This is a genomic window from Amycolatopsis sp. NPDC104863 (assembly GCF_055582965.1).
In genome coordinates, this window is sequence record NZ_JBVJOW010000003.1 from 163,877 (window position 1) to 182,449 (window position 18,573).

An 18,573-nucleotide genomic window follows, 5' to 3' on the forward strand; every position below is an offset into this window, starting at 1 on the left:
CCTGGATCCCCCCGCTAACCGTGTCCGCGCCGTTGGGTTTCGCGCGGTGGGTCAAAAAGAAAAACCACCAAGAAAGGGGGGGGGTTGGCGGTGGCGGCCCCAAACCGGCCCCGCCACAGGTGATTCAGCAGTGGCCCACCGAGGGCTGGTGCGACACGACGCCGGAGCTGAGGTACCCGACCTGGGAATAGTAGGTGGCCTTGAACCAGCGGTTCGACCCGAACCCGTTGTCGCCGGCGTCCAGCCAGCAGTTGATGTCCACCCACTGGTTGTAGATCGTCACCTTGATGCCGGCACCGAGGTTCGGGTCCTGACGTAGGTTGCCCTGCGACACGTAGCCCTGTGCGGCCTGCGCGGAATCGCTGCCCGCGGTCGCGGCGGAAGCGCTCGCCATACCACCGGCGACAGCGGTTGCCGCGATCGCCGTCACGGTCAACGCCCTGGTCACGATGTTCATCGTTCCTCCTCGTGGTCAACGGTCGAGTACCGAAGCTAGGACGCCGGCGCCGCCGACCGAACCGTTGTTGCCGGCGTCTGAGAACCTGCAACGCGACCTTCCCCCTTTTCTTGTCCCTTTACTGTCAACAAATATCCCGGGAAAAACGTGCTACGAATGGTGAATGGTTCCCTTCGGACGCAGTGAGAGCACCCGGAGACTGGGTTGGCTGTTGCGGGTGAACCGCGGGCAGCGGGGACTTCGCGAATTCGCGAGCGTCATGAACGGCACACTCGCACCCAGCACGCTGAGCCGCTGGGAACGCGGGGGTACCGAGGTGAACCACTTGGCGGTCAAGAGTTACGCCGACACTCTGGACCGGCCCGATCTGCTGGCGGTCGCCGACAACATGGCTCGCTACTACGGCAACCGGCTGGGGGCGTCTCCGGCCCTCGCTCGTCCGGTCCTTGACCCGGCCGAGGTGTCCGTGCGGATCGACTGCCTGATCGACCGGGCAGTCGGAGAAGACCTGTTCCCCGGACAGGATTGGGACACGCTCACCGACCTCCTTTCCCGGGGTCTCGTCGTCTTGAGTCCTCGTTCGACGTGGGAAAAGCTGACTGAGCGGCTGCTCACGGAGCTGGCCATCGCCGACGGGGTGAACTGGTTGTGGCGCGCGGAGGCGCTGCATCGCCTGCTCGCCCATCCGATCGGTGGGCGGATCGTCGTGGCGACAGCGGCTGCGGCCGCGGCGGATCCGGCCGCTCAAAGCCTGGTCGGCGCGGTTTCCGTTCTCGACGCCACCTCGTCTCCACACGCGGCCTCGGTCGTGCTGCGCCACCTGACGAACCCGACGTCACGGCGGACGTTTTCCGGCGCTCTCCTGTCCTGCCACCGCAAGGTCCGCCTGGGGCACTTCACTCCCGGACAGCTCCTGCGCGTCGGTAGCACCTTGGCCGACGTCCGGGACCAGCCGCTGGTCGCCGCCATCGCCGCCAGCTTCCCCCTCCCACTGCGGAGCCGCTTCGGGTTCACTAAGCCCGTCTGCCGAGACCGCCGCTTCGGGCCGGCCGAAGCCGCGTCCACGATCCAGGCGACGATCGCCGCCGATGACGTCTTACTGTCCACCCTGGTGAGCGAAGCTCTCTGCAGCGAAGTCTTCGACGAACGGATGCACGCGCTCTTCCTCATCAAAGCCAGCCCGTATCGGAAGACCATCGCCCGGGAACTGGGTCGTGCGGTCATCGGACGCCACCACGCCCCCGACTCCGTGGCCGTGACGGAGGCCCTGCGCTGCCTGGGCGGGCATCACGAACGCACATTGGTCGAGGGCCTGGTGCTCGCCGCCGACACCAGGCCGGAGGTCCGCGAGGCGGCGGCGTTCACACTCGGGCACGTGGGCGGCACAAGTGACCAAGCGTTCTGGTGCGCCGCCCTCGCGGCCGCCCGGCGGTGGCCATCCGGGTCGATGGCCGCCGCTGCCCTCGACCGCCTCGTGTACGCGGCCGGTCGTGTCGATGAACGGCGCTTCCTGCATCAGGTTTCGATCAACCCGCGCCTGCCACGGACGGTGCGGGTTTCGGCGCGCTGGTGGCTGGAGATCCCGACGCATATCCGGCTGAGCGCCACGGTGTGAGGAGCGGCTGGACAGCGCTCCTCAAGAGTGCACCACGGGGTTTCCCCAGCCGAGCTCAGGCAGGTTGTTGGACAGGCCGCTTGCCATCCGGGCTCCCGCCAGTAGCGGGGACACCGTCATGCCGGGCCGGTAGGACTCCAGCTCCAGACGAAGTACATCGGTGATATCGACCCGGAGCACACGTGGTTCCCCGTGCCTCACCGTCACTTCCTTCCGGGGCACGCCGTCCACGATGACGCGGAAGACTCCGGTCTGGCCGGCCTCGGCCGCGTCGTCGAGGACGCCGACCGTCGACTCGAAGCTCCGGTAGCTCAGCCCGAGGTTGAATCCGATCGATCCCCGCGCGCTCTGTGCGAAATCGCTGCAGCGATGGATGACGCTGTCGCTGAACAGGCGGTTGCCGATGGTGACCGGGCCGAGCCGCACGTCCGACGAGCGACTGACGGGTGTGAGTCCGGCCAGCAGAACCGAATCGGGAACGTCGGGCATGGGAGCACCGGAGGGAACGATGTGCTCACGAATCGAGTGGACGAGATGCGTCAGGTCCCAGTCCGCCGTGCGGGCGTGGATCCGGATGTACTGGCGGCGGGCCAGCTCGGTGATCGTCACCGGTAGCTGTTCGGCGGTCGGCATCGCGCAGTCGCCGACTAGGACGGGGATGACCGGCTTCCCGCCGGCGAGCGCCAGCTCGATCTCGGTGCGCACCCAGTCGGCGGGCGCGTCGATCCGTCGCACCCCCGCAGAGTCCTCGACGAACCAGTTCGGTCCGATCACCGCCAGGAACACCGAGCAGTTCGACGCGGCCTCGATCAGGGCCGAGTCGAACGCAAGCCCTTTCGGGATGGTCCTGCTCGACCGGAAGACGTTGTCCCCGCCGAAGGCCCGGCGGAGCTTCTGGTCGATCAGCACGGCAGTGTCCTGCGCGTCACCGTTGCGGAAGTTGATGAAGATCGTGTTGATGGTCGCGGCTCCGCTCTTCAAAACGTCAGCTCCCCGCGGCGACTACGTACGGTGATCCCCAGACAGCATTGCCCTTGCGGCAGGGTTCCCCGGTGGCGGTGGTGAGTGACGTCCGGAGCTTCAGCGCGAAGACGTTCGACGGCAGGTCGACCGAGAGTTCTTTCGTTTCCCCGGGGTTCACCACGACGGTCTGGACGGCGTTGACCGCGTTGTCGTTGACGAAGACTTCGAACTTCACCGCGAGGCCCGCGGACGAGGTCGAGTCCGTTCCGATCGCCTTCACGACCAGCTGTGAGAAGCCTTTCAACCGGAACTGCTGCTCGCCGTGGTAATAACTGCTGTTGCACGTCGACAGCTCCTTCCACAACGAGGCCGCGTACTGCTTCAGCTGCACGTCGTGATCCCCGTGGTAGAAGTTCCAGTCGTCGTCGGGGCGTGGCAGGTCGAGCAGGGAGACCGGTGTTTCCTTGGGCACGCTGCTGCCGTCGCCGGGGACGGCGGGGACGTCGGAGCCGGTGGTGGTCGCACTCGTCGAGGTGGGCGTTTCGGAGGTGTCGGCGGCCGGCGGGCTGCTCGCCGTCGTGCTGCCGGGCGTCGGTCCGACAGTCACCGTCGTCGGAGCAGCGGCGGCTTGCCCGGTGTCCGGATTGGTCGTCCGGCCGACCACGAAGGATAGGACGAGCAGCACCGCGACGGTGACGGCCACGATGCCTGCCCGGCTTCGCCGCCCGGGATTTCGCAACTTGCTGACCTGCCGTCCGGCAAGAGCCGACTTCAGGTCGCGGGCGAACTTCGGATCACGCGAGACCTCGCGGCCCAGGTGGAGCTGCATCGTTCCCGCTTCGACCGATTCCGACGGTTGCTCGACGAACCTTCGGAACATCTCGTTGAGAAACGGTTCCGAGAATCGCGCTTCTACCCGGCCGAGGGTGTCTTCCAGCTGTCCGTTGTAGGCGGCGGACCCCTCTGTCGACTTCCGCCGGAGATAGTCCGACAGCACGGACACCGCAGTGCGGGCCAGTTCCTCTTCGGTCATCTGCACCTCCGAAAACCCGGTCGGCCGCTCGTCGACCGGATGGTTCACGCGAAATTGGTCTTTCGCAGCACAAGGTACTGGTTCCAGTCCGCTCGCGACCGGTTTTTCGGAGCCGCAATAGAAGCGTGCCGAAGATGACCAGAATGTGTCCTCTTTCTGTCCAGAATTGATTTTCCGGACCATGCGGAGGTGGCAGGCGGTGACCGAGCCGGCGCAGCGGGTTCGACGACCGCTCGCGTGGCGAACACGAGCGAGGCGGGCGGGCGCTCGAGCTGGTCAGCCGAGGGTTACCCTGAAGAGCGATGACCGAGACACAGGCACCCAGGGCGTACCAGATCCGCACCTTCGGTTGCCAGATGAACGTGCACGACTCCGAGCGCCTCGCCGGGCAGCTCGAAGCGGCCGGGTACGTGCCCGCCGTCGAGGGCGGGAAGCCCGACCTCATCGTGTTCAACACCTGCGCCGTGCGGGAGAACGCGGACAACAAGCTCTACGGCACCCTCGGGCACCTGCGGCCGGACAAGGTCGCGAACCCCGGGATGCAGATCGCCGTCGGGGGGTGTCTGGCGCAGAAGGACCGCGGGGACATCGTCAAGCGCGCTCCCTGGGTGGACGTCGTCTTCGGGACGCACAACATCGGGTCGCTGCCGGCGCTGCTGGAGCGTGCGCGGCACAACTCCGAGGCCGAGGTCGAGATCCTCGAGTCGCTCGAGACCTTCCCCTCGACGCTGCCCGCGCGCCGCGAGTCGTCCTACGCGAGCTGGGTGTCCGTTTCGGTCGGGTGCAACAACACCTGCACCTTCTGCATCGTGCCCGCCCTGCGCGGCAAGGAGCGCGACCGGCGGCCGGGCGAGATCCTCGCCGAGGTCGAGGCGCTCGTCGCCGAGGGCGTGCTCGAAGTCACGCTGCTCGGCCAGAACGTGAACTCCTACGGCGTCGAGTTCGGCGACCGGCTGGCGTTCGGGAAGCTGCTGCGCGCCACCGGAGGCATCGACGGCCTCGAGCGCGTGCGCTTCACCTCGCCGCACCCCGCCGCCTTCACCTCCGACGTCATCGACGCCATGGCCGCGACCCCGAACGTCTGCCACCAGCTGCACATGCCGCTGCAGTCCGGGTCCGACCGGATCCTGCGCGAGATGAAGCGGTCCTACCGCTCCGCGCGCTTCCTGAAGATCCTCGACGAGGTCCGCGCGGCCATGCCGGACGCGGCGATCACCACCGACATCATCGTCGGCTTCCCCGGCGAGACCGAGGAAGATTTCCAGGCGACCCTCGACGTCGTCGAGCAGGCCCGCTTCGCCAGCGCGTTCACGTTCCAGTACTCGATCCGCCCCGGCACGCCGGCCGCGACGATGCCGGACCAGGTGCCCAAAGCGGTCGTGCAGGAGCGCTACGACCGGCTGGCCGAGCTGCAGAACACGATCTCCTGGGAAGAGAACAAGAAGATCGTCGGACGGCGGGTGGAGCTGCTCGTCGCCGCGGGCGAGGGCCGCAAGGACGCCGAGACGCACCGGATGAGCGGCCGCGCCCGCGACGGCCGTCTGGTGCACTTCACCCCGGCCGGCCCGCTGGTCGACCGCGCGGTGCGGCCCGGCGACGTCGTCGAGACGGTCGTGACGTACGGCGCGCCGCACCACCTGGTGGCCGACGGCGACCTGCTGTCGCACCGGCGGACGCGCGCCGGCGACAACGCGGAGGCCGGGCTGCGGCCGAAGACGAGCGGCGTCACGCTGGGACTGCCGGGCTTCGGCGCGCCGGCCGCCCAGCCCGAACCGGTGAGTGGGTGTGCGCTGTGACCGAGCCAAAGGGCAACGGTGACCTGGCCGAGCTGGCCGCCGAAATCGACGAGGTGGGCCACCACGCGTCGCGCACGGTGGAGCTGGGCCGGCGCGGGTTCACCATCGCCGTGTTCTCGTTCGTGCTGCTGATCTGCCTGCTCCTGCCGTGGGTCGGCGAGCACGCGGGCTGGCAGGTGCTGGCCGGCGAAGGCGGCGGCATCCCGCAGCTGTTCGCGGCGACGTCGACCGGTGTCGGCATCCTCGCCTCGGCACTGGCCCTGGTGACGCGGCGCTGGTGGCTGGCCTGGGTCTGCGCCGCCGGCGGCTGGTTCGCCTCGGTGGACGGGCTGCTCGCGATCTGGTCGCAGCAGTCGTCGCACGCCAGCGGCGCCGCGGGCGGCGGACCGGGGTACGGCCTGATCATCGCCTGGATCGCGATGATCTGCCTCGCGGTGTCGTGGATGCGGACCGCGTTCTCGCGGGACTAGTTCACGACGATCCCGATCAGGCCCGAGACGACACCGACGTAGAGCTCGGTTTCCGGGTGGAAGACCCGGAGCGTGACGTTCGCCCGGACCTTGAAGCTCACGCTGAACTTGAACACGCCGTTCGGCTTGCAGGTGCCGGTGGTCAGGTCGACCCAGACCCCGGCCTTGAGCTGCTGGACGACCACGGGCTCACCACCGGATACGCTCTCCTGCCCGCCCAGGTCGGCGAACGAGCCCTTGATCTTCGTCTCTTCGCCGACCTTGACGCGGTTCTTCTCGGCCTTGGCTTCGAGCTTGGCCTTGTGCTTCTTGCCGTCAACGACGGCCGGAGCCGGCCCGGCGGCCGCCAGCGCGACGGCGGGAGCGGCGAGCGCGACGGTGCAGGCGATGACCAGTGCGGACACGAGGTTCGATGGCTTGCTCATGATCGAAGTGCAGCACCGGAGGCGCGGGAAAGCGCCGGAAGCCACCTGGCCGTGCAGCGCGTCACACCGCTTCGGGTGACGCGTTAACCGTCCGCTTGCCCGGCAGGTGGCGACCGCGCGTCACTCGTTGTGAATGACTCTCTCCTGGTCGGACGAGATGAACGAGTCATTCACAGCATCGCCGCGGCGGCACCACGTTGGTCGAACGGTGCTGCGGGCTCTCGAGCACCAGCAGAGCCCGGTCCGCCGGACAGCCCCTCGCCGCTTCGAAAGCAGCCCACGCGCTCGGCGGTTCCGCGCGGTCATCGCAACTCTGCTGGTCAGTGACCATCGCGACTGTTCGGGCAGGGGCGCGAGGTTGGCGATGAGGGCGATGCGGAGCGGACTCGGGCGGGGGCATTCCATACCGGGTGCTGCGTTCGACCAAGGCCGCGATCGCCAATTGTCGTGCGCGCCCGTGATCAGATCACCTTCGCAGCATCCCGGTATCGCTCGGCACCCTCGGACGAACAGCCCTGGAAACCCACCGGAGCAGCCGCCTTGTCCACACACGATGGCCCTGTGGACAAGCCGCCGAAGGCCCCCTCGCCGGAGCGAAGGGGCCTTCGGGGAACGTGAACCTCAGCGGTCGGCGACCGCGGCCTCCGCCGCCTGCAGCCACTCACGCCACTGCGCCGCCTGCTCGTCGGCCTTCTTCGCCCGGCGCTCGTCCCCGGCCGCGCGGGCCTTCGCCGCCTGGGACTCGAACTGCTCGACGCGCTCGCGGAACTGGGCCGCGCGGGCCTGGGCCTCCGGGTCGGTGCGGCGCCAGCGGGAGTCCTCGGCCGACTTGACCGAGTCCTGGACCGCCTTCAGCCGGCCGTCCAGCTCGCGGATGCGCTCGCGCGGGACCTTGCCGATCTCGTCCCACTGCTCCTGGATCTTGCGCAGCGCGTTCTTGGCCGCCTCGAGGTTGGCCGCCGCGTCGATCTTCTCCGCCTCGACCAGCAGCTCCTCCTTGCGCGCCGCGTTCTGGGAGAACTCCGCGTCGCGCTCGGAGAACACCGCGGACCGGCGGGCGAAGAACTTGTCCTGCGCCGCGCGGAAACGCTGCCACAGGGCCTCGTCGCTGTCCTTCGGCGCGCGCCCGGCGGCCTTCCACTCGGTCATCAGGTCCTTGTAGCGGCCCGCGGTCTCGCCCCAGTCCTCGGACTCGCTGATGGCCTCGGCCTCGGCGATGAGCTCTTCCTTGCGCTGCTTGGCCGAGGCGCGCTGCTTGTCCAGCTCGGCGAAGTGCGACCCGCGCCGCCGGTTGAACCCCTCGCGGGCCTTCGAGAACCGCTTCCACAGCTCGTCGTCGGTCTTGCGGTCGACACCCTTGACGGTCTTCCACTCGTCGAGGATCGCGCGCAGCCGGTCGCCCGCCGCCTTCCACTGGGTGGAGTCGGCGGCGATCTTCTCGGCTTCTTCGGCCAGCTCCTGCTTCCGGGCGACGGCGGCCGCGCGGGCCTGCTCGCGCTCCTGCTTCGCGCTGGCCAGGGCCTTCTCGGCGTGCGCGATGACGTACTCCAGGCGCGCGCCCAGTGCGGCCAGGTCGCCGACCAGGGACGACTCGGCCAGCCCGTCCCGCAGCTGGGTGGCGCTCGACAGCGCGTGCTTCGGATCGCCTGCGCCGGAAACCAGGCGCGTCTCCAGCAGCTCGACCTCGGTGCGCACGTCGTCGAAGCGGCGGGCGTAGTGCACCAGGCCCTCGTCGGGGCTGCCGGCCTGCCAGACGCCGACAGCGCGTTCGCCCTCGGCGGTGATGACGTAAACGGTGCCCTCTTCGTCGATGCGGCCCCAGGTGGACGGGGTGGGCTCGGCGGGCGGCACGGGCGGGGCGGCGTGCCCGGTGTGCTGCGCGTGCGGCACCGGGTGCGGGGCCGGGGTACCGGTGGAAGTGTTGTCCTGGGCCATCGCAGGCTCCTTATCGCCTGTACGCCCGCTCGCGCGGGCGCCCCGCCGCGGAAGCGGGGCCGGGTAATGCGGTCGTCACGGGCCGTGCTCGGATGCTACGGCCCCACGCGGCATTCAAGCAGCTCAGCGCGCACCGTGGTACTGGATGAGCCACTCGAAGCTCGTGATCCTACTTCCGGTGGACGCTCCGTGGCGGCCCGCCGGTATCGTCAGCCGTCGTGACCAGCCCCGCCGCCCCGCCCGGAGCCCGCCCGGTCGCGGTGGTCGGGCCGACGGCCACCGGCAAGACCGCACTGGCCGTCGACCTGGCCCTTCAGCTCGGCGGAGAGGTCGTCAACGCCGACGCGCTGCAGCTGTACCGGGGGATGGACATCGGCACCGCCAAGGCCACGTCCGAGGAGCGCCGAGGCGTCCCCCACCACCTGCTCGACGTGCTGGAAGTGACCGAAACGGCCTCCGTCGCGGCCTACCAGCGCGACGCGCGCGCCGAGATCGAACGGCTCCTCGCGGCCGGCCGGGTGCCGGTGCTCACCGGCGGGTCCGGCCTGTACGTCCAGGCCGTGCTCGACGACCTGAAGTTCCCGGGCACGGACCCGGTGGTGCGCGCCCGGCTCGACGCGGAAGCGGCCGAAGCCGGCACCCCGACCCTCTACACCCGGTTGGGTGAACGCGATCCGGTCGCCGCGGCCGCGATCCTGCCGACCAACACCCGGCGGATCGTGCGCGCCCTCGAGGTCATCGAAATCACCGGCGAGCCGTTTTCGGCGAACCTGCCCAAGCCGGGCCCGGCGCGCTACGACACGGTGGTCATCGGGGTCGACCGGGCGCCCGAGGAGCTCGACGAGCGGGTGAACGAGCGCGTGCGGCGGATGTTCGCCGCCGGGCTCGTCGACGAGGTCCGCGGGCTGGTCGAGCGCGGCCTGCGCGACGGGAAGACGGCGTCGCGGGCGCTGGGCTACCAGCAGGTGCTCGCCGAGCTCGACGGCGAAGGCGACTTCGAGGCCGCCGCCGCGGCGACGGCGCAGGCCACGCGGCGCTTCGTCCGGAAGCAACGGTCCTGGTTCCGGCGCGACAAGCGGATCCACTGGTTCGACGGCGCCGAAACCGGGCTGGCCGCACGCGTCCTGGATACCCTGGGCCGGTAATCTTGCCCCTATGGGCGGAATCGAGTTCCTCAAGGGGCACGGCACGCAGAACGACTTCGTGCTGCTCCCCGATCCGGCGGGCCGCCTCGAGCTGACCGAGGCGAGGGTCGCCGCGCTGTGCGACCGCCACCGCGGGCTCGGGGCCGACGGCGTGCTGCGCGTCGTCCGCGCCGCGGCGCTCGACGTGCCGTCGGAGGGCGAGTGGTTCATGGACTACCGCAACGCCGACGGCTCGATCGCCGAGATGTGCGGCAACGGCACCCGCGTCTTCGCCCGTTACCTCGTCGAGTCGGGGCTGGAGACCGAGGGCGAGTTCGTCATCGGCACCCGCGCCGGCGACCGCCCGCTGGTGGTGCACCCGGACCGCTCGGTGACCGTCCAGATGGGACCCGCCACGATCACCGGGACGTCGGTCACGGTGGTGGCCGGCCGGCCGTTCTCCGGGGTGGCGGTCGACGTCGGCAACCCGCACCTGGTGTCGCTGCTCGACGACGACGTCGCGGACCTCGACCTGCGCGACCAGCCCGACTTCGACCACGACGTCTTCCCGCACGGGGTCAACCTCGAGTTCGTCAACCGGCTCGGCGAGGGCGCGCTGCGGATGCGCGTGCACGAGCGCGGCGTGGGGGAGACGCGCGCGTGCGGCACGGGCACGGTCGCCGCGGTGGCGGCGGCGTTCCACCTGGCGGGCACCGACACGGGCGCGTCCACTGTGGACATCCCGGGCGGCCGCGTCGAGGTGACGGTGTCACGCGGCGCGTCGACGCTGTCCGGCCCGGCGGAGATCGTGGCGCGCGGCGAGATCGACGAAGCCTGGTGGGCCGCCGCCGGTTCCTGACGGCGGCCCACCGGCGTCAGACCGTCGCTTCGACTGCGAAGTCGCCTTCGCGGGTTGTCACGTCGGCGACCGCGCCGGCGATCCGGATGTCCGGCTCGATCGCCGCGAACCGCGCCAGCACCTCGGCCGGCCCGGTCACCGTCAGGGCTTCCACCGCCGAGCGCATCGAGACCTTCGCGTCCGTCTTCGCGCGGCGGACCGCGGCGATCACGTCGCCGGCCAGCGTCAGCAGCTCCGGGTCACCGTCGACCGTCGACACCGAAGGCCACGGCGCCCGGTGCACCGAACCCTCCTGCCACCAGGACCAGACCTCCTCGGTCGCGAACGGCAGGAACGGCGCGAACAGCCGCAGCACCGCCGACAACGCCGTCACCAGCGCGGCTTGGGCCGACGAAGCTCCGGAAGGACCACTGTCGCCGTAGGCCCGGCCCTTCACCAGCTCGACGTAGTCGTCGCAGAAGGTCCAGAAGAACGCCTCGGTCACCTGCAACGCCCGCGCGTAGTCCAGCGCCTCCAAAGCCGCTGTCGCCGAAGAAACGACGTCCGAAAGCGACGCCAGCAGCGCCCGGTCCAGTGGCTCGACCGCCACCGCGGAAGACGAAGGCACACCCAGGCCCAGCACGAACCGGCTGGCGTTGAGCAGCTTGGTCGCCAGCCGGCGGCCGACCTTCATCTGGCCTTCGTCCACCGCCGTGTCGACGCCCGGGCGCGCGCTCGCCGCCCAGTACCGCACCGCGTCCGAACCGAAGCGCTCCAGCATGTCCACCGGCGTTGTCACGTTGCCCTTGGACTTCGACATCTTCTTGCGGTCCGGGTCGAGCACCCAGCCCGCGATCGCCGCCTCGCGCCACGGCAGCACGCCGTGCTCCAGCTCCGCGCGCACCGCCGTCGAGAACAGCCAGGTGCGGATGATCTCGTGCGCCTGCGGCCGCAGGTCCATCGGGAAGACCCGCGCGAACAGGTCGTCGTCGAGGCTCCAGCGGCCGACGATCTGCGGTGTCAGCGACGACGTCGCCCACGTGTCCATCACGTCGGGGTCCGCGGCGAACCCGCCGGGCACGCCGCGCTGGTCCGCGGTGAAGCCGGGCGGGACGTCGCTGCTCGGGTCGACCGGCAGGGACTCCGGCAGCAACCGCGCGTCGTAGTCGGGCTCGCCGTCGGCGTCGAGCCGGTACCACAGCGGGATCGGCACGCCGAAGAACCGCTGACGGCTGACGAGCCAGTCGCCGGCCAGGTTCTCCACCCACGACGAGTACCGGACGCGCATGTGCTTCGGCACCCAGTTCAGTTCCTCGCCACGCTCCAGCATCCGAGCCCGGAAGGACGAGTCGTTGCCGCCGTTGCGCAGGTACCACTGCCGGCTGGCGACGATCTCCAGCGGCTTGTCGCCCTTTTCGTAGAACTTCACCGAGTGCGTGATCGGCCGCGGTTCCCCGCGCAGCGCCCCGGCGTCCCGCAGCAGGCCGACCAGGATCTCGCGTCCCGTGTGGACGGTCTTGCCGACGAGCGGCGCGTAGACGTCGGCGGGGACGTCGTGTGGCGCGTCGGGCAGGAACCGGCCGTCCCGGCCCAGCACCACGCGCGTCGCGAGCCGCAGCTCCCGCCACCACGTGACGTCCGTCGTGTCGCCGAACGTGCACACCATCGCGATGCCGCGGCCCTTCTCGGGATCCGCCAGGTGATGCGCCACGACCGGGACTTCGACGCCGAACACCGGCGTCCGCACGGTCTTGCCGAACAACGCCTTGAAGCGCTCGTCGTCCGGGTGCGCCACCAGCGCGACACACGCGGGCAGCAGCTCGGGCCGGGTCGTCGCGATCACGACGTCGGAGCCGTCCTCGGCCGTGAAAGCGAGGTCGTGGAACGCGCCCGGGCGCTCACGGTCCTCCAGCTCGGCCTGCGCGACGGCGGTGCGGAAGGTGACGTCCCAGAGCGTCGGCGCTTCGGCCTGGTACGCCTCGCCGCGCTCGAGGTTGCGCAGGAACGCGCGCTGCGAGATCAGCCGTGAGTCGTGCCCGATCGTCTGGTAGGTCATCGTCCAGTCGACCGACAGCCCGAGCTGCCGCCACAGCGCTTCGAAGACCTTTTCGTCGGTCACGGTCAGGGATTCGCACAGCTCGATGAAGTTGCGCCGCGAGATCGAGACGGCGTCGCGGCCCGGCTTCTCCGGCGGCGCGAAGTCCGGGTCGTAGGGGAGCGACGGGTCGCAGCGGACGCCGAAGTGGTTCTGCACGCGGCGTTCGGTCGGCAGGCCGTTGTCGTCCCACCCCATCGGGTAGAACACCTCGAACCCGCGCATCCGCTTGAACCGCGCGACGACGTCGGTCTGGGTGAAGGAGAAGACGTGCCCGATGTGCAGCGAGCCGCTGACCGTCGGCGGCGGGGTGTCGATGGCGTAGACGTCGGCGCGGGTCTTGGTGCGGTCGAAGCGGTAGGCGCCGGTGGTTTCCCATACGGGTACCCACTTGGCCTCCAGACCGTCGACACCGACCTTGTCCGGGACTCGCGGGCGCTCGTATGGGGTACTCATGAACCAACTCTAGGCGGCGGGAGAACCGCTTTTCGCCGCGGTCGGCAGATCTCGCATGCGCCGCAGCGGTGAGCACAGCACCCACAGCACCGCGGCGGCCTCGCCGGCGACGGCGACCCAGACCGCGCCGCGCAGGCCGAGCCCTTCGCCGAGCCCGCCGCCCAGCAGGCCGCCGAGCGGGATCGTGCCCCAGACGACGAAGCGCACGCTCGCGTTCATCCGGCCGAGCAGCCGGTCCGGGCAGATCGCCTGCCGGTAGGAGACCTGCGCGATGTTGTAGACGATGATCCCGAAGCCGCTGACGACCAGGCCGACCCCGGCGAGCACGACCGCCGGGCCCGGCGCGGCCAGCGGCACCAGCAGGCTCGCCGGCATGGTGACCAGCGGGAGCAGCCAGATCGCGCGCGCCTGGCCGATCCGCCGGGTCAGCACGCCGGAGCACACCGCGCCGAGGATCCCGCCCGCGCCGCCGGCCGCCAGCAGCACGCCGACCGCGGCCGGCGGCAGGCCGACGGTCCGCGTCAGGAACAGCACCTGCACCGCGTTCAACGCGGCGTTGAAGAGGTTGGCCGTCGCCGTGCACGCCACGATCGCGCGCAACGGCTTGTCCGAGAAGACGAACCGCAGCCCTTCGGCGATCTGCGGCAGCAGCCGGGCGTGGGCCTCGGGTTCCGGACGGGGTTCGGCCGCGCGGATGCGGAGCAGGCACAGCGCCGATGTCAGGTAGCCGAGGCCGGTGATGAGCACGGTGCTGGCCGCGCTGACCAGCTGGACCAGCACACCGGCGGCGCCCGGCCCGGCGACCTGTGCCACCGAGTGGACGGCCTGCAGCTTCGCGTTGCCCTCCAGCAGGCGCTCCCGGCCGACGAGCGAGGGCAGGTACGACTGGTAGGCGATGTCGAAGAACAGCGTCGCGACGCCGACGAGCAACACGACCAGCAGCAGCTGGGCGAGGGTCAGCACCCCGGCCCACCAGGCGAGCGGCACGCTGAGCAGCAGCGCGAAGCGGGTGAAGTCGGCGGTGAGCATCACCCGGCGGCGGCGCATCCGGTCGACCCACACCCCGGCGGGCAGCCCGATCAGCAGGAACGCGAGCGTTTCGGCCGCGGTCAGCAGGCCCATCTCGAACGGCGTCGCGGCCAGCGTCACGGCGGCGAGCAGCGGGATGGCGGTGTTGCCGACGAACGTGCCGAACTGGCTGGCCGTGTCGCCGGCCCAAAGCCGCCTGAAGTCGGCGTGGAAGAAGAGCGATGACCCCCTGGACATGTGCCCGAGTGTGCCGCGAGTGATTGGAAAGTGTCAATCACTGTTCGCTCTAGGCTGGGCGCGTGTCCGCTGAGAAACGACGTGTCGCGACCGAAGCCGAGGCTGCCGCGCTGGCCTCCGGAATACGGCTGCGCATCATCCGGTTGACGTTCTCGCAGGCGTTGACGAACAAGGAGCTCGCCGAACGCCTGGGCCGGGACCCCGCGACGACCCTGCACCACGTGCGCAAGCTCGTCGACACCGGCTTCCTCACCGCCCAGCCGCCGCGGCGCGGCACCCGGGGCGCACGGGAAATTCCGTATCTTTCGACCGGGCTTTCCTGGACACTCGACTCATGCGGTGACAAGGACGTGGAACAGGCGGTGCTCGAGGCCTATCTGGCCGAGATCGCCGAAACCGGATTCGAGGGCGTGCACCAGTCGCGCCTGGTCGTCCAGGTGGCCCCCGAGGAGCGAGCGGAGCTGGAAACCCGGCTCGACGCCCTGCTCGAGGAGTTCCGAGCGCGCCCACGCCGTCCCGGCGCCGAGCGCACCGCGATCTACCTCGCCACCTACCCCAGCACGTAAAAGTTCGGTTCCCGCGGCGAATCGTGGGAACATGGAGGCACGATGACAGAACTGACACACACCGAAGACCACGACGACGACCTGTACGACGGAGACCCGTCGACAGGCGAAATGGAGCTCGAGGACCGGGCGTCGCTCCGCCGGGTCGCGGGGCTGTCCACCGAGCTTGACGACGTCACCGAGGTCGAGTACCGGCAACTGCGGCTCGAACGCGTCGTGCTGGTCGGCGTGTGGACCGAGGGCACCGCCCTGCAGTCCGAGGCGTCGCTGGCCGAGCTGGCGCGCCTGGCCGAGACGGCGGGCTCGGAGGTCCTCGAAGGGCTCATCCAGCGGCGGACCAAGCCGGACCCGGCTACCTACATCGGCTCGGGCAAGGTGCGGGAGGTGCGCGAGATCGTCGGGTCCACCGGCGCCGACACCGTGATCTGCGACGGCGAGCTCTCGCCGGGCCAGCTGCGGCAGCTCGAGGAGAAGGTCAAGGTCAAGGTCATCGACCGGACCGCTCTGATCCTCGACATCTTCGCCCAGCACGCCCGGTCCAAGGAGGGCAAGGCGCAGGTCGAGCTGGCCCAGCTGCAGTACCTGATCCCGCGGCTGCGCGGGTGGGGCGCGTCGCTGTCCCGGCAGGCCGGTGGCCGCGCCGGGGGCGCGAACGGCGGCGTGGGCCTGCGCGGTCCCGGTGAGACCAAGCTCGAGACCGACCGGCGGCGGATCAACAAGCGCGTGGCGAAGCTGCGCCGGGAGATCGCCGCGATGGACACCATCCGCGAGACCAAGCGCGGGCGGCGGCTGGCCAACGAGGTGCCCAGCGTGGCGATCGTCGGCTACACCAACGCCGGCAAGTCGAGCCTGCTCAACGCGCTGACCGGGGCCGGGGTGCTGGTGGAGGACGCGCTGTTCGCCACCCTCGACCCGACCACGCGGCGCACGCAGACCGCGGACGGGCGCACCTACACGCTGACCGACACCGTCGGGTTCGTGCGGCACCTGCCGCACCAGCTGGTGGACGCGTTCCGCTCGACGCTCGAGGAGGCGGCGGACGCCGACCTGCTCGTGCACGTGGTGGACGGGTCCGACCCGGCGCCGGAGGAGCAGGTCAGCGCGGTGCGCGAGGTGCTCGGCGAGATCACGCGCAAGCGCAAGGAGCCGCTCCCGCCGGAGCTGCTGGTGATCAACAAGATCGACGCGTCCGACGAGGTCAGCCTCGCCCGGCTGCGGCACGCGCTGTCCGGTTCGGTGCAGGTCTCGGCCCGCACCGGCGCGGGCATCGCGGAGCTCGTCGAGGTGATCACCGACCGCCTGCCGCGGCCGGAGGTCACCATCGAGGTCCTCGTGCCCTACTCGCGCGGCGAGCTCGTCGCGCGGGCGCACGCGGACGGCGAGGTCCTCGAAGAGGAGCACGCCGAGGAGGGCACGCGCCTGCTGGTGCGGGTCCGTCCGGACCTCGCGGCGGCTTTGCGCGAGTTCGAGACCAACTCGACCAGGGCCTGACACGTCTACATTCCAGTGTGCGATCGGCGTGATCGCACACTGGAATGTTTTCGGAGGTGGCTGGGTGCGCTGGGTGGTCGCAGGTGCGGCGGTTTTCTTGGGCGTGCTCGGCGGGCCTGTTCCGGCTTCGGCGGCTCCGGCCGCTCCGGAGCCGCTGTGCACGATGAAGGACTCACGCATCGGCGAGCTGTCCGGCCTGGTGTCCGACGGCTCGAAGTTCTACGCGATCAACGACGGCGGCACCAAGGTCCAGGTGTTCGTCCTCGGCCGGGACTGCAAGGTGCAGAAGGTCCTGACCGACAAGACGGACCCGTTCGACGTCGAGGACCTGGCCCGCACCGCGGACGGCCGGCTGTGGCTGTCCGACACCGGTGACAACGAAAAGGGCCGGCTTACGGTCGCGCTCCTGGAGATGAGCCCGCAGGGCAAGGTCACGCTGCACCGGCTCACCTACCCGGACGGCCAGCACGACACCGAGGCGCTGATCATGGACAAGGCGGGCACGCCGTACCTGATCACCAAGGACATCCTCGGCGAGGCCAAGGTGTACCGGCCGTCGGGGCCGCTCGCGAGCCCGGGGCCGACCAACCTGGAGAAGGTCGGCACGGTGAAGATCAAGGAGACCGACACCCCGGGCGGCCCGGTGGGGTCGTTCGGCTCGGTCCTGGTGACCGGCGGCGCGTCTTCGGCCGACGGAACCGTGGTGGCGCTGCGGACCTACACCGACGCCTACGTGTACCCGGCCCCGGACGGTGATGTCCTCGCCGCGTTGCAGCGCACGCCGGTCCGGATCCCGTTGCCGGGGGAGAAGCAGGGCGAGGCGATCGCGTTCGACCCCGACGGCACGCTGGTGTCGGGCAGCGAAGGCGTGGGCCAGCCACTCCGCACGGTCAAGGGCGCGGCGGCATTGGCGGCCGCTTCGGCTTCGGCGTCGACGGACGGAAAGCCTGCTTCGAGCGCGAGCGGCGCCGGCTCGTCCGGGAGTGGCGGCGTGCCGTTCCTCCCGGCGGCGGGGATCGCGGTGGCGGTGGTGGGGCTCGGCTGGTTCGGGTTCAGCAGGCTGCGCCGACGCCGGAGCTGAGCGGGATCGGCCTTCGCGCGGTGCGGGGCGCGGCGGCTCAGGCCGCGCAGTCCGGCGCACCGCGCGAAGGAAACCTCGATCGGCGCGAGGCGGACGGGCCGGGCATCCCGTCCACTCCCCACACCGCGACCAGGTTCGGCTCCCCACGGCCGAAGATCATCCGATCCGGTGAACCTCCCGGGCCGTGCGATAGCCCGGAAGGCACTCCCTCAAAGGCGTCGCAGGACCGCGACCACCTTGCCGAGCACCGTCGCGTCGTCGCCGGGGATCGGCTCGTACGCCTCGTTGTGCGGCATCAGCCAGATGTGGCCGTCCTTGCGCTTGAACGTCTTGACCGTCGCTTCGCCGTCGATCATCGCCGCGACGATCTCGCCGTTGTCCGCGTCCGGCTGCTGCCGGACCACGACCCAGTCGCCGTCGGTGATGGCCGCGTCGACCATCGAGTCGCCGGTGACCTTGAGCAGGAACAGCTCACCCTCGCCGACGATCTCCCGCGGCAGCGGGAAGACGTCCTCGATCGCCTGCTCGGCCAGCACCGGGCCACCGGCGGCGATCCGGCCGACCAGCGGCACGTACGCCGCCTTCGGCATGACCGGCTGCTGGTCCATCTCGATGCCCATGGGGTTGTCGTCGGTCGCCGACAGCACGCCGACCGCGCGCGGGCGGTTCGCGTCCCGGCGCAGGTACCCCTTGCGCTGCAACGCACGCAGCTGGTGCGACACCGACGACGTCGACGTCAGGCCGACCGCTTCGCCGATCTCCCGGACGCTCGGCGGGTAGCCGAACCGGCTCACCCACGAGCGGATGACGTCGAGGACCTGCTGCTGGCGGACGGTGAGAGCGTCGTCCACGTCGTACACCTCGGGCATGGCGTGCACCTTGCCCGAGCCACCAGGGGACCCACTGGTCCTGCCGGCCTTGTTCTCCTTCGCCACTGCGTCGCCTCCCAGACGTTCGCTGCA

Annotated in this window: 16 protein-coding genes; 8 read left to right on the forward strand and 8 right to left on the reverse strand. The window is 70.3% G+C overall.

The genetic code is table 11. The features are described 5' to 3' along the window. Positions 1–124 precede the first annotated feature (124 nt). Complete coding sequence (locus tag ACZ63J_RS17435) at positions 125–457, reverse strand: hypothetical protein (RefSeq protein ID WP_465403121.1); 333 nt, start codon at positions 455–457, stop codon at positions 125–127. A 217-nt stretch (positions 458–674) separates the two neighbouring features. Here ACZ63J_RS17435 and ACZ63J_RS17440 point away from each other — a divergent pair, with 217 nt between their 5' ends. After that, positions 675–2,072 carry a hypothetical protein gene (locus ACZ63J_RS17440; protein WP_465403123.1) on the forward strand — a complete coding sequence of 466 codons (1,398 nt, stop codon included), beginning with the start codon at positions 675–677 and terminating at the stop codon, positions 2,070–2,072. Positions 2,073–2,093: 21 nt separating this feature from the next. Here ACZ63J_RS17440 and ACZ63J_RS17445 read toward each other — a convergent pair whose 3' ends face one another. Together ACZ63J_RS17445 and ACZ63J_RS17450 are read right to left on the reverse strand one after the other, a co-directional pair. Continuing rightward, positions 2,094–3,053, reverse strand: coding sequence for a TIR domain-containing protein (locus ACZ63J_RS17445; RefSeq protein WP_465403125.1), 960 nt, complete (start codon positions 3,051–3,053; stop codon positions 2,094–2,096). A gap of 4 nt (positions 3,054–3,057) precedes the next feature. Then, positions 3,058–4,116 (reverse strand): hypothetical protein, encoded by a 1,059-nt coding sequence (locus ACZ63J_RS17450; protein WP_465403127.1) that lies wholly within the window; start codon positions 4,114–4,116, stop codon positions 3,058–3,060. 254 nt (positions 4,117–4,370) lie between these two features. Between ACZ63J_RS17450 and miaB the strand changes: the two genes are divergently transcribed. Continuing rightward, on the forward strand, positions 4,371–5,864 hold the full coding sequence (miaB, locus tag ACZ63J_RS17455) for a tRNA (N6-isopentenyl adenosine(37)-C2)-methylthiotransferase MiaB (RefSeq protein WP_465403129.1): 1,494 nt from the start codon (positions 4,371–4,373) through the stop codon (positions 5,862–5,864). Further along, entirely contained in the window at positions 5,861–6,334 is a 474-nt protein-coding gene (locus ACZ63J_RS17460; RefSeq protein ID WP_465403131.1) for an Rv2732c family membrane protein, read from the forward strand. The genes miaB and ACZ63J_RS17460 overlap by 4 nt, the downstream gene beginning before the upstream one ends. Here the strand turns inward: ACZ63J_RS17460 and ACZ63J_RS17465 are convergent. Together ACZ63J_RS17465 and ACZ63J_RS17470 are read right to left on the reverse strand one after the other, a co-directional pair. Then, complete coding sequence (locus tag ACZ63J_RS17465) at positions 6,331–6,759, reverse strand: hypothetical protein (RefSeq protein WP_465403132.1); 429 nt, start codon at positions 6,757–6,759, stop codon at positions 6,331–6,333. The two genes, ACZ63J_RS17460 and ACZ63J_RS17465, sit on opposite strands and share 4 nt — an antisense overlap. Before the next feature lie 621 nt (positions 6,760–7,380). Beyond that, positions 7,381–8,694 carry a DUF349 domain-containing protein gene (locus ACZ63J_RS17470; protein WP_465338083.1) on the reverse strand — a complete coding sequence of 438 codons (1,314 nt, stop codon included), beginning with the start codon at positions 8,692–8,694 and terminating at the stop codon, positions 7,381–7,383. Positions 8,695–8,912: 218 nt separating this feature from the next. Here ACZ63J_RS17470 and miaA point away from each other — a divergent pair, with 218 nt between their 5' ends. Together miaA and dapF are read left to right on the forward strand one after the other, a co-directional pair. After that, positions 8,913–9,839, forward strand: a complete 927-nt coding sequence (gene miaA / locus ACZ63J_RS17475; RefSeq protein WP_465403134.1) for a tRNA (adenosine(37)-N6)-dimethylallyltransferase MiaA — start codon at positions 8,913–8,915, stop codon at positions 9,837–9,839. 10 nt (positions 9,840–9,849) lie between these two features. Further along, positions 9,850–10,677: a diaminopimelate epimerase gene (gene dapF / locus ACZ63J_RS17480; protein ID WP_465307819.1), complete on the forward strand. Its 828-nt coding sequence runs from the start codon at positions 9,850–9,852 to the stop codon at positions 10,675–10,677. Between the two features lie 16 nt (positions 10,678–10,693). On the opposite strand, the gene valS is transcribed toward dapF, so the two are convergent. Beyond that, complete coding sequence (gene valS, locus ACZ63J_RS17485) at positions 10,694–13,207, reverse strand: valine--tRNA ligase (protein ID WP_465403136.1); 2,514 nt, start codon at positions 13,205–13,207, stop codon at positions 10,694–10,696. Between the two features lie 9 nt (positions 13,208–13,216). Next, a complete protein-coding gene (locus tag ACZ63J_RS17490; protein ID WP_465403138.1) occupies positions 13,217–14,473 on the reverse strand; it encodes an MFS transporter in 1,257 nt (418 codons plus the stop codon). 62 nt (positions 14,474–14,535) lie between these two features. Here ACZ63J_RS17490 and ACZ63J_RS17495 point away from each other — a divergent pair, with 62 nt between their 5' ends. The 3 genes from ACZ63J_RS17495 to ACZ63J_RS17505 all read left to right on the forward strand — a co-directional run bounded on the left by ACZ63J_RS17495 (position 14,536) and on the right by ACZ63J_RS17505 (position 17,611). After that, on the forward strand, positions 14,536–15,039 hold the full coding sequence (locus tag ACZ63J_RS17495; RefSeq protein ID WP_465307813.1) for an ArsR/SmtB family transcription factor: 504 nt from the start codon (positions 14,536–14,538) through the stop codon (positions 15,037–15,039). A gap of 42 nt (positions 15,040–15,081) precedes the next feature. Continuing rightward, entirely contained in the window at positions 15,082–16,530 is a 1,449-nt protein-coding gene (gene hflX, locus ACZ63J_RS17500; protein ID WP_465403139.1) for a GTPase HflX, read from the forward strand. 64 nt (positions 16,531–16,594) lie between these two features. Continuing rightward, a complete protein-coding gene (locus ACZ63J_RS17505) occupies positions 16,595–17,611 on the forward strand; it encodes a hypothetical protein (protein ID WP_465403141.1) in 1,017 nt (338 codons plus the stop codon). Between the two features lie 209 nt (positions 17,612–17,820). Here ACZ63J_RS17505 and lexA read toward each other — a convergent pair whose 3' ends face one another. Next, positions 17,821–18,480 (reverse strand): transcriptional repressor LexA, encoded by a 660-nt coding sequence (lexA, locus tag ACZ63J_RS17510; protein ID WP_395924527.1) that lies wholly within the window; start codon positions 18,478–18,480, stop codon positions 17,821–17,823. Positions 18,481–18,573: the final 93 nt, after the last annotated feature.

Bases quoted from the DNA above. Each gene is read 5' to 3' on its own strand.
- ACZ63J_RS17435 (WP_465403121.1), bottom strand. From the start codon at position 457: ATGAACATCGTGACCAGGGCGTTGACCGTGACGGCGATCGCGGCAACC.
- miaB (WP_465403129.1), top strand. From the start codon at position 4,371: ATGACCGAGACACAGGCACCCAGGGCGTACCAGATCCGCACCTTCGGT.
- ACZ63J_RS17465 (WP_465403132.1), bottom strand. From the start codon at position 6,759: ATGAGCAAGCCATCGAACCTCGTGTCCGCACTGGTCATCGCCTGCACC.
- ACZ63J_RS17470 (WP_465338083.1), bottom strand. From the start codon at position 8,694: ATGGCCCAGGACAACACTTCCACCGGTACCCCGGCCCCGCACCCGGTG.
- dapF (WP_465307819.1), top strand. From the start codon at position 9,850: ATGGGCGGAATCGAGTTCCTCAAGGGGCACGGCACGCAGAACGACTTC.
- valS (WP_465403136.1), bottom strand. From the start codon at position 13,207: ATGAGTACCCCATACGAGCGCCCGCGAGTCCCGGACAAGGTCGGTGTC.
- ACZ63J_RS17490 (WP_465403138.1), bottom strand. From the start codon at position 14,473: ATGTCCAGGGGGTCATCGCTCTTCTTCCACGCCGACTTCAGGCGGCTT.
- hflX (WP_465403139.1), top strand. From the start codon at position 15,082: ATGACAGAACTGACACACACCGAAGACCACGACGACGACCTGTACGAC.
- lexA (WP_395924527.1), bottom strand. From the start codon at position 18,480: ATGCCCGAGGTGTACGACGTGGACGACGCTCTCACCGTCCGCCAGCAG.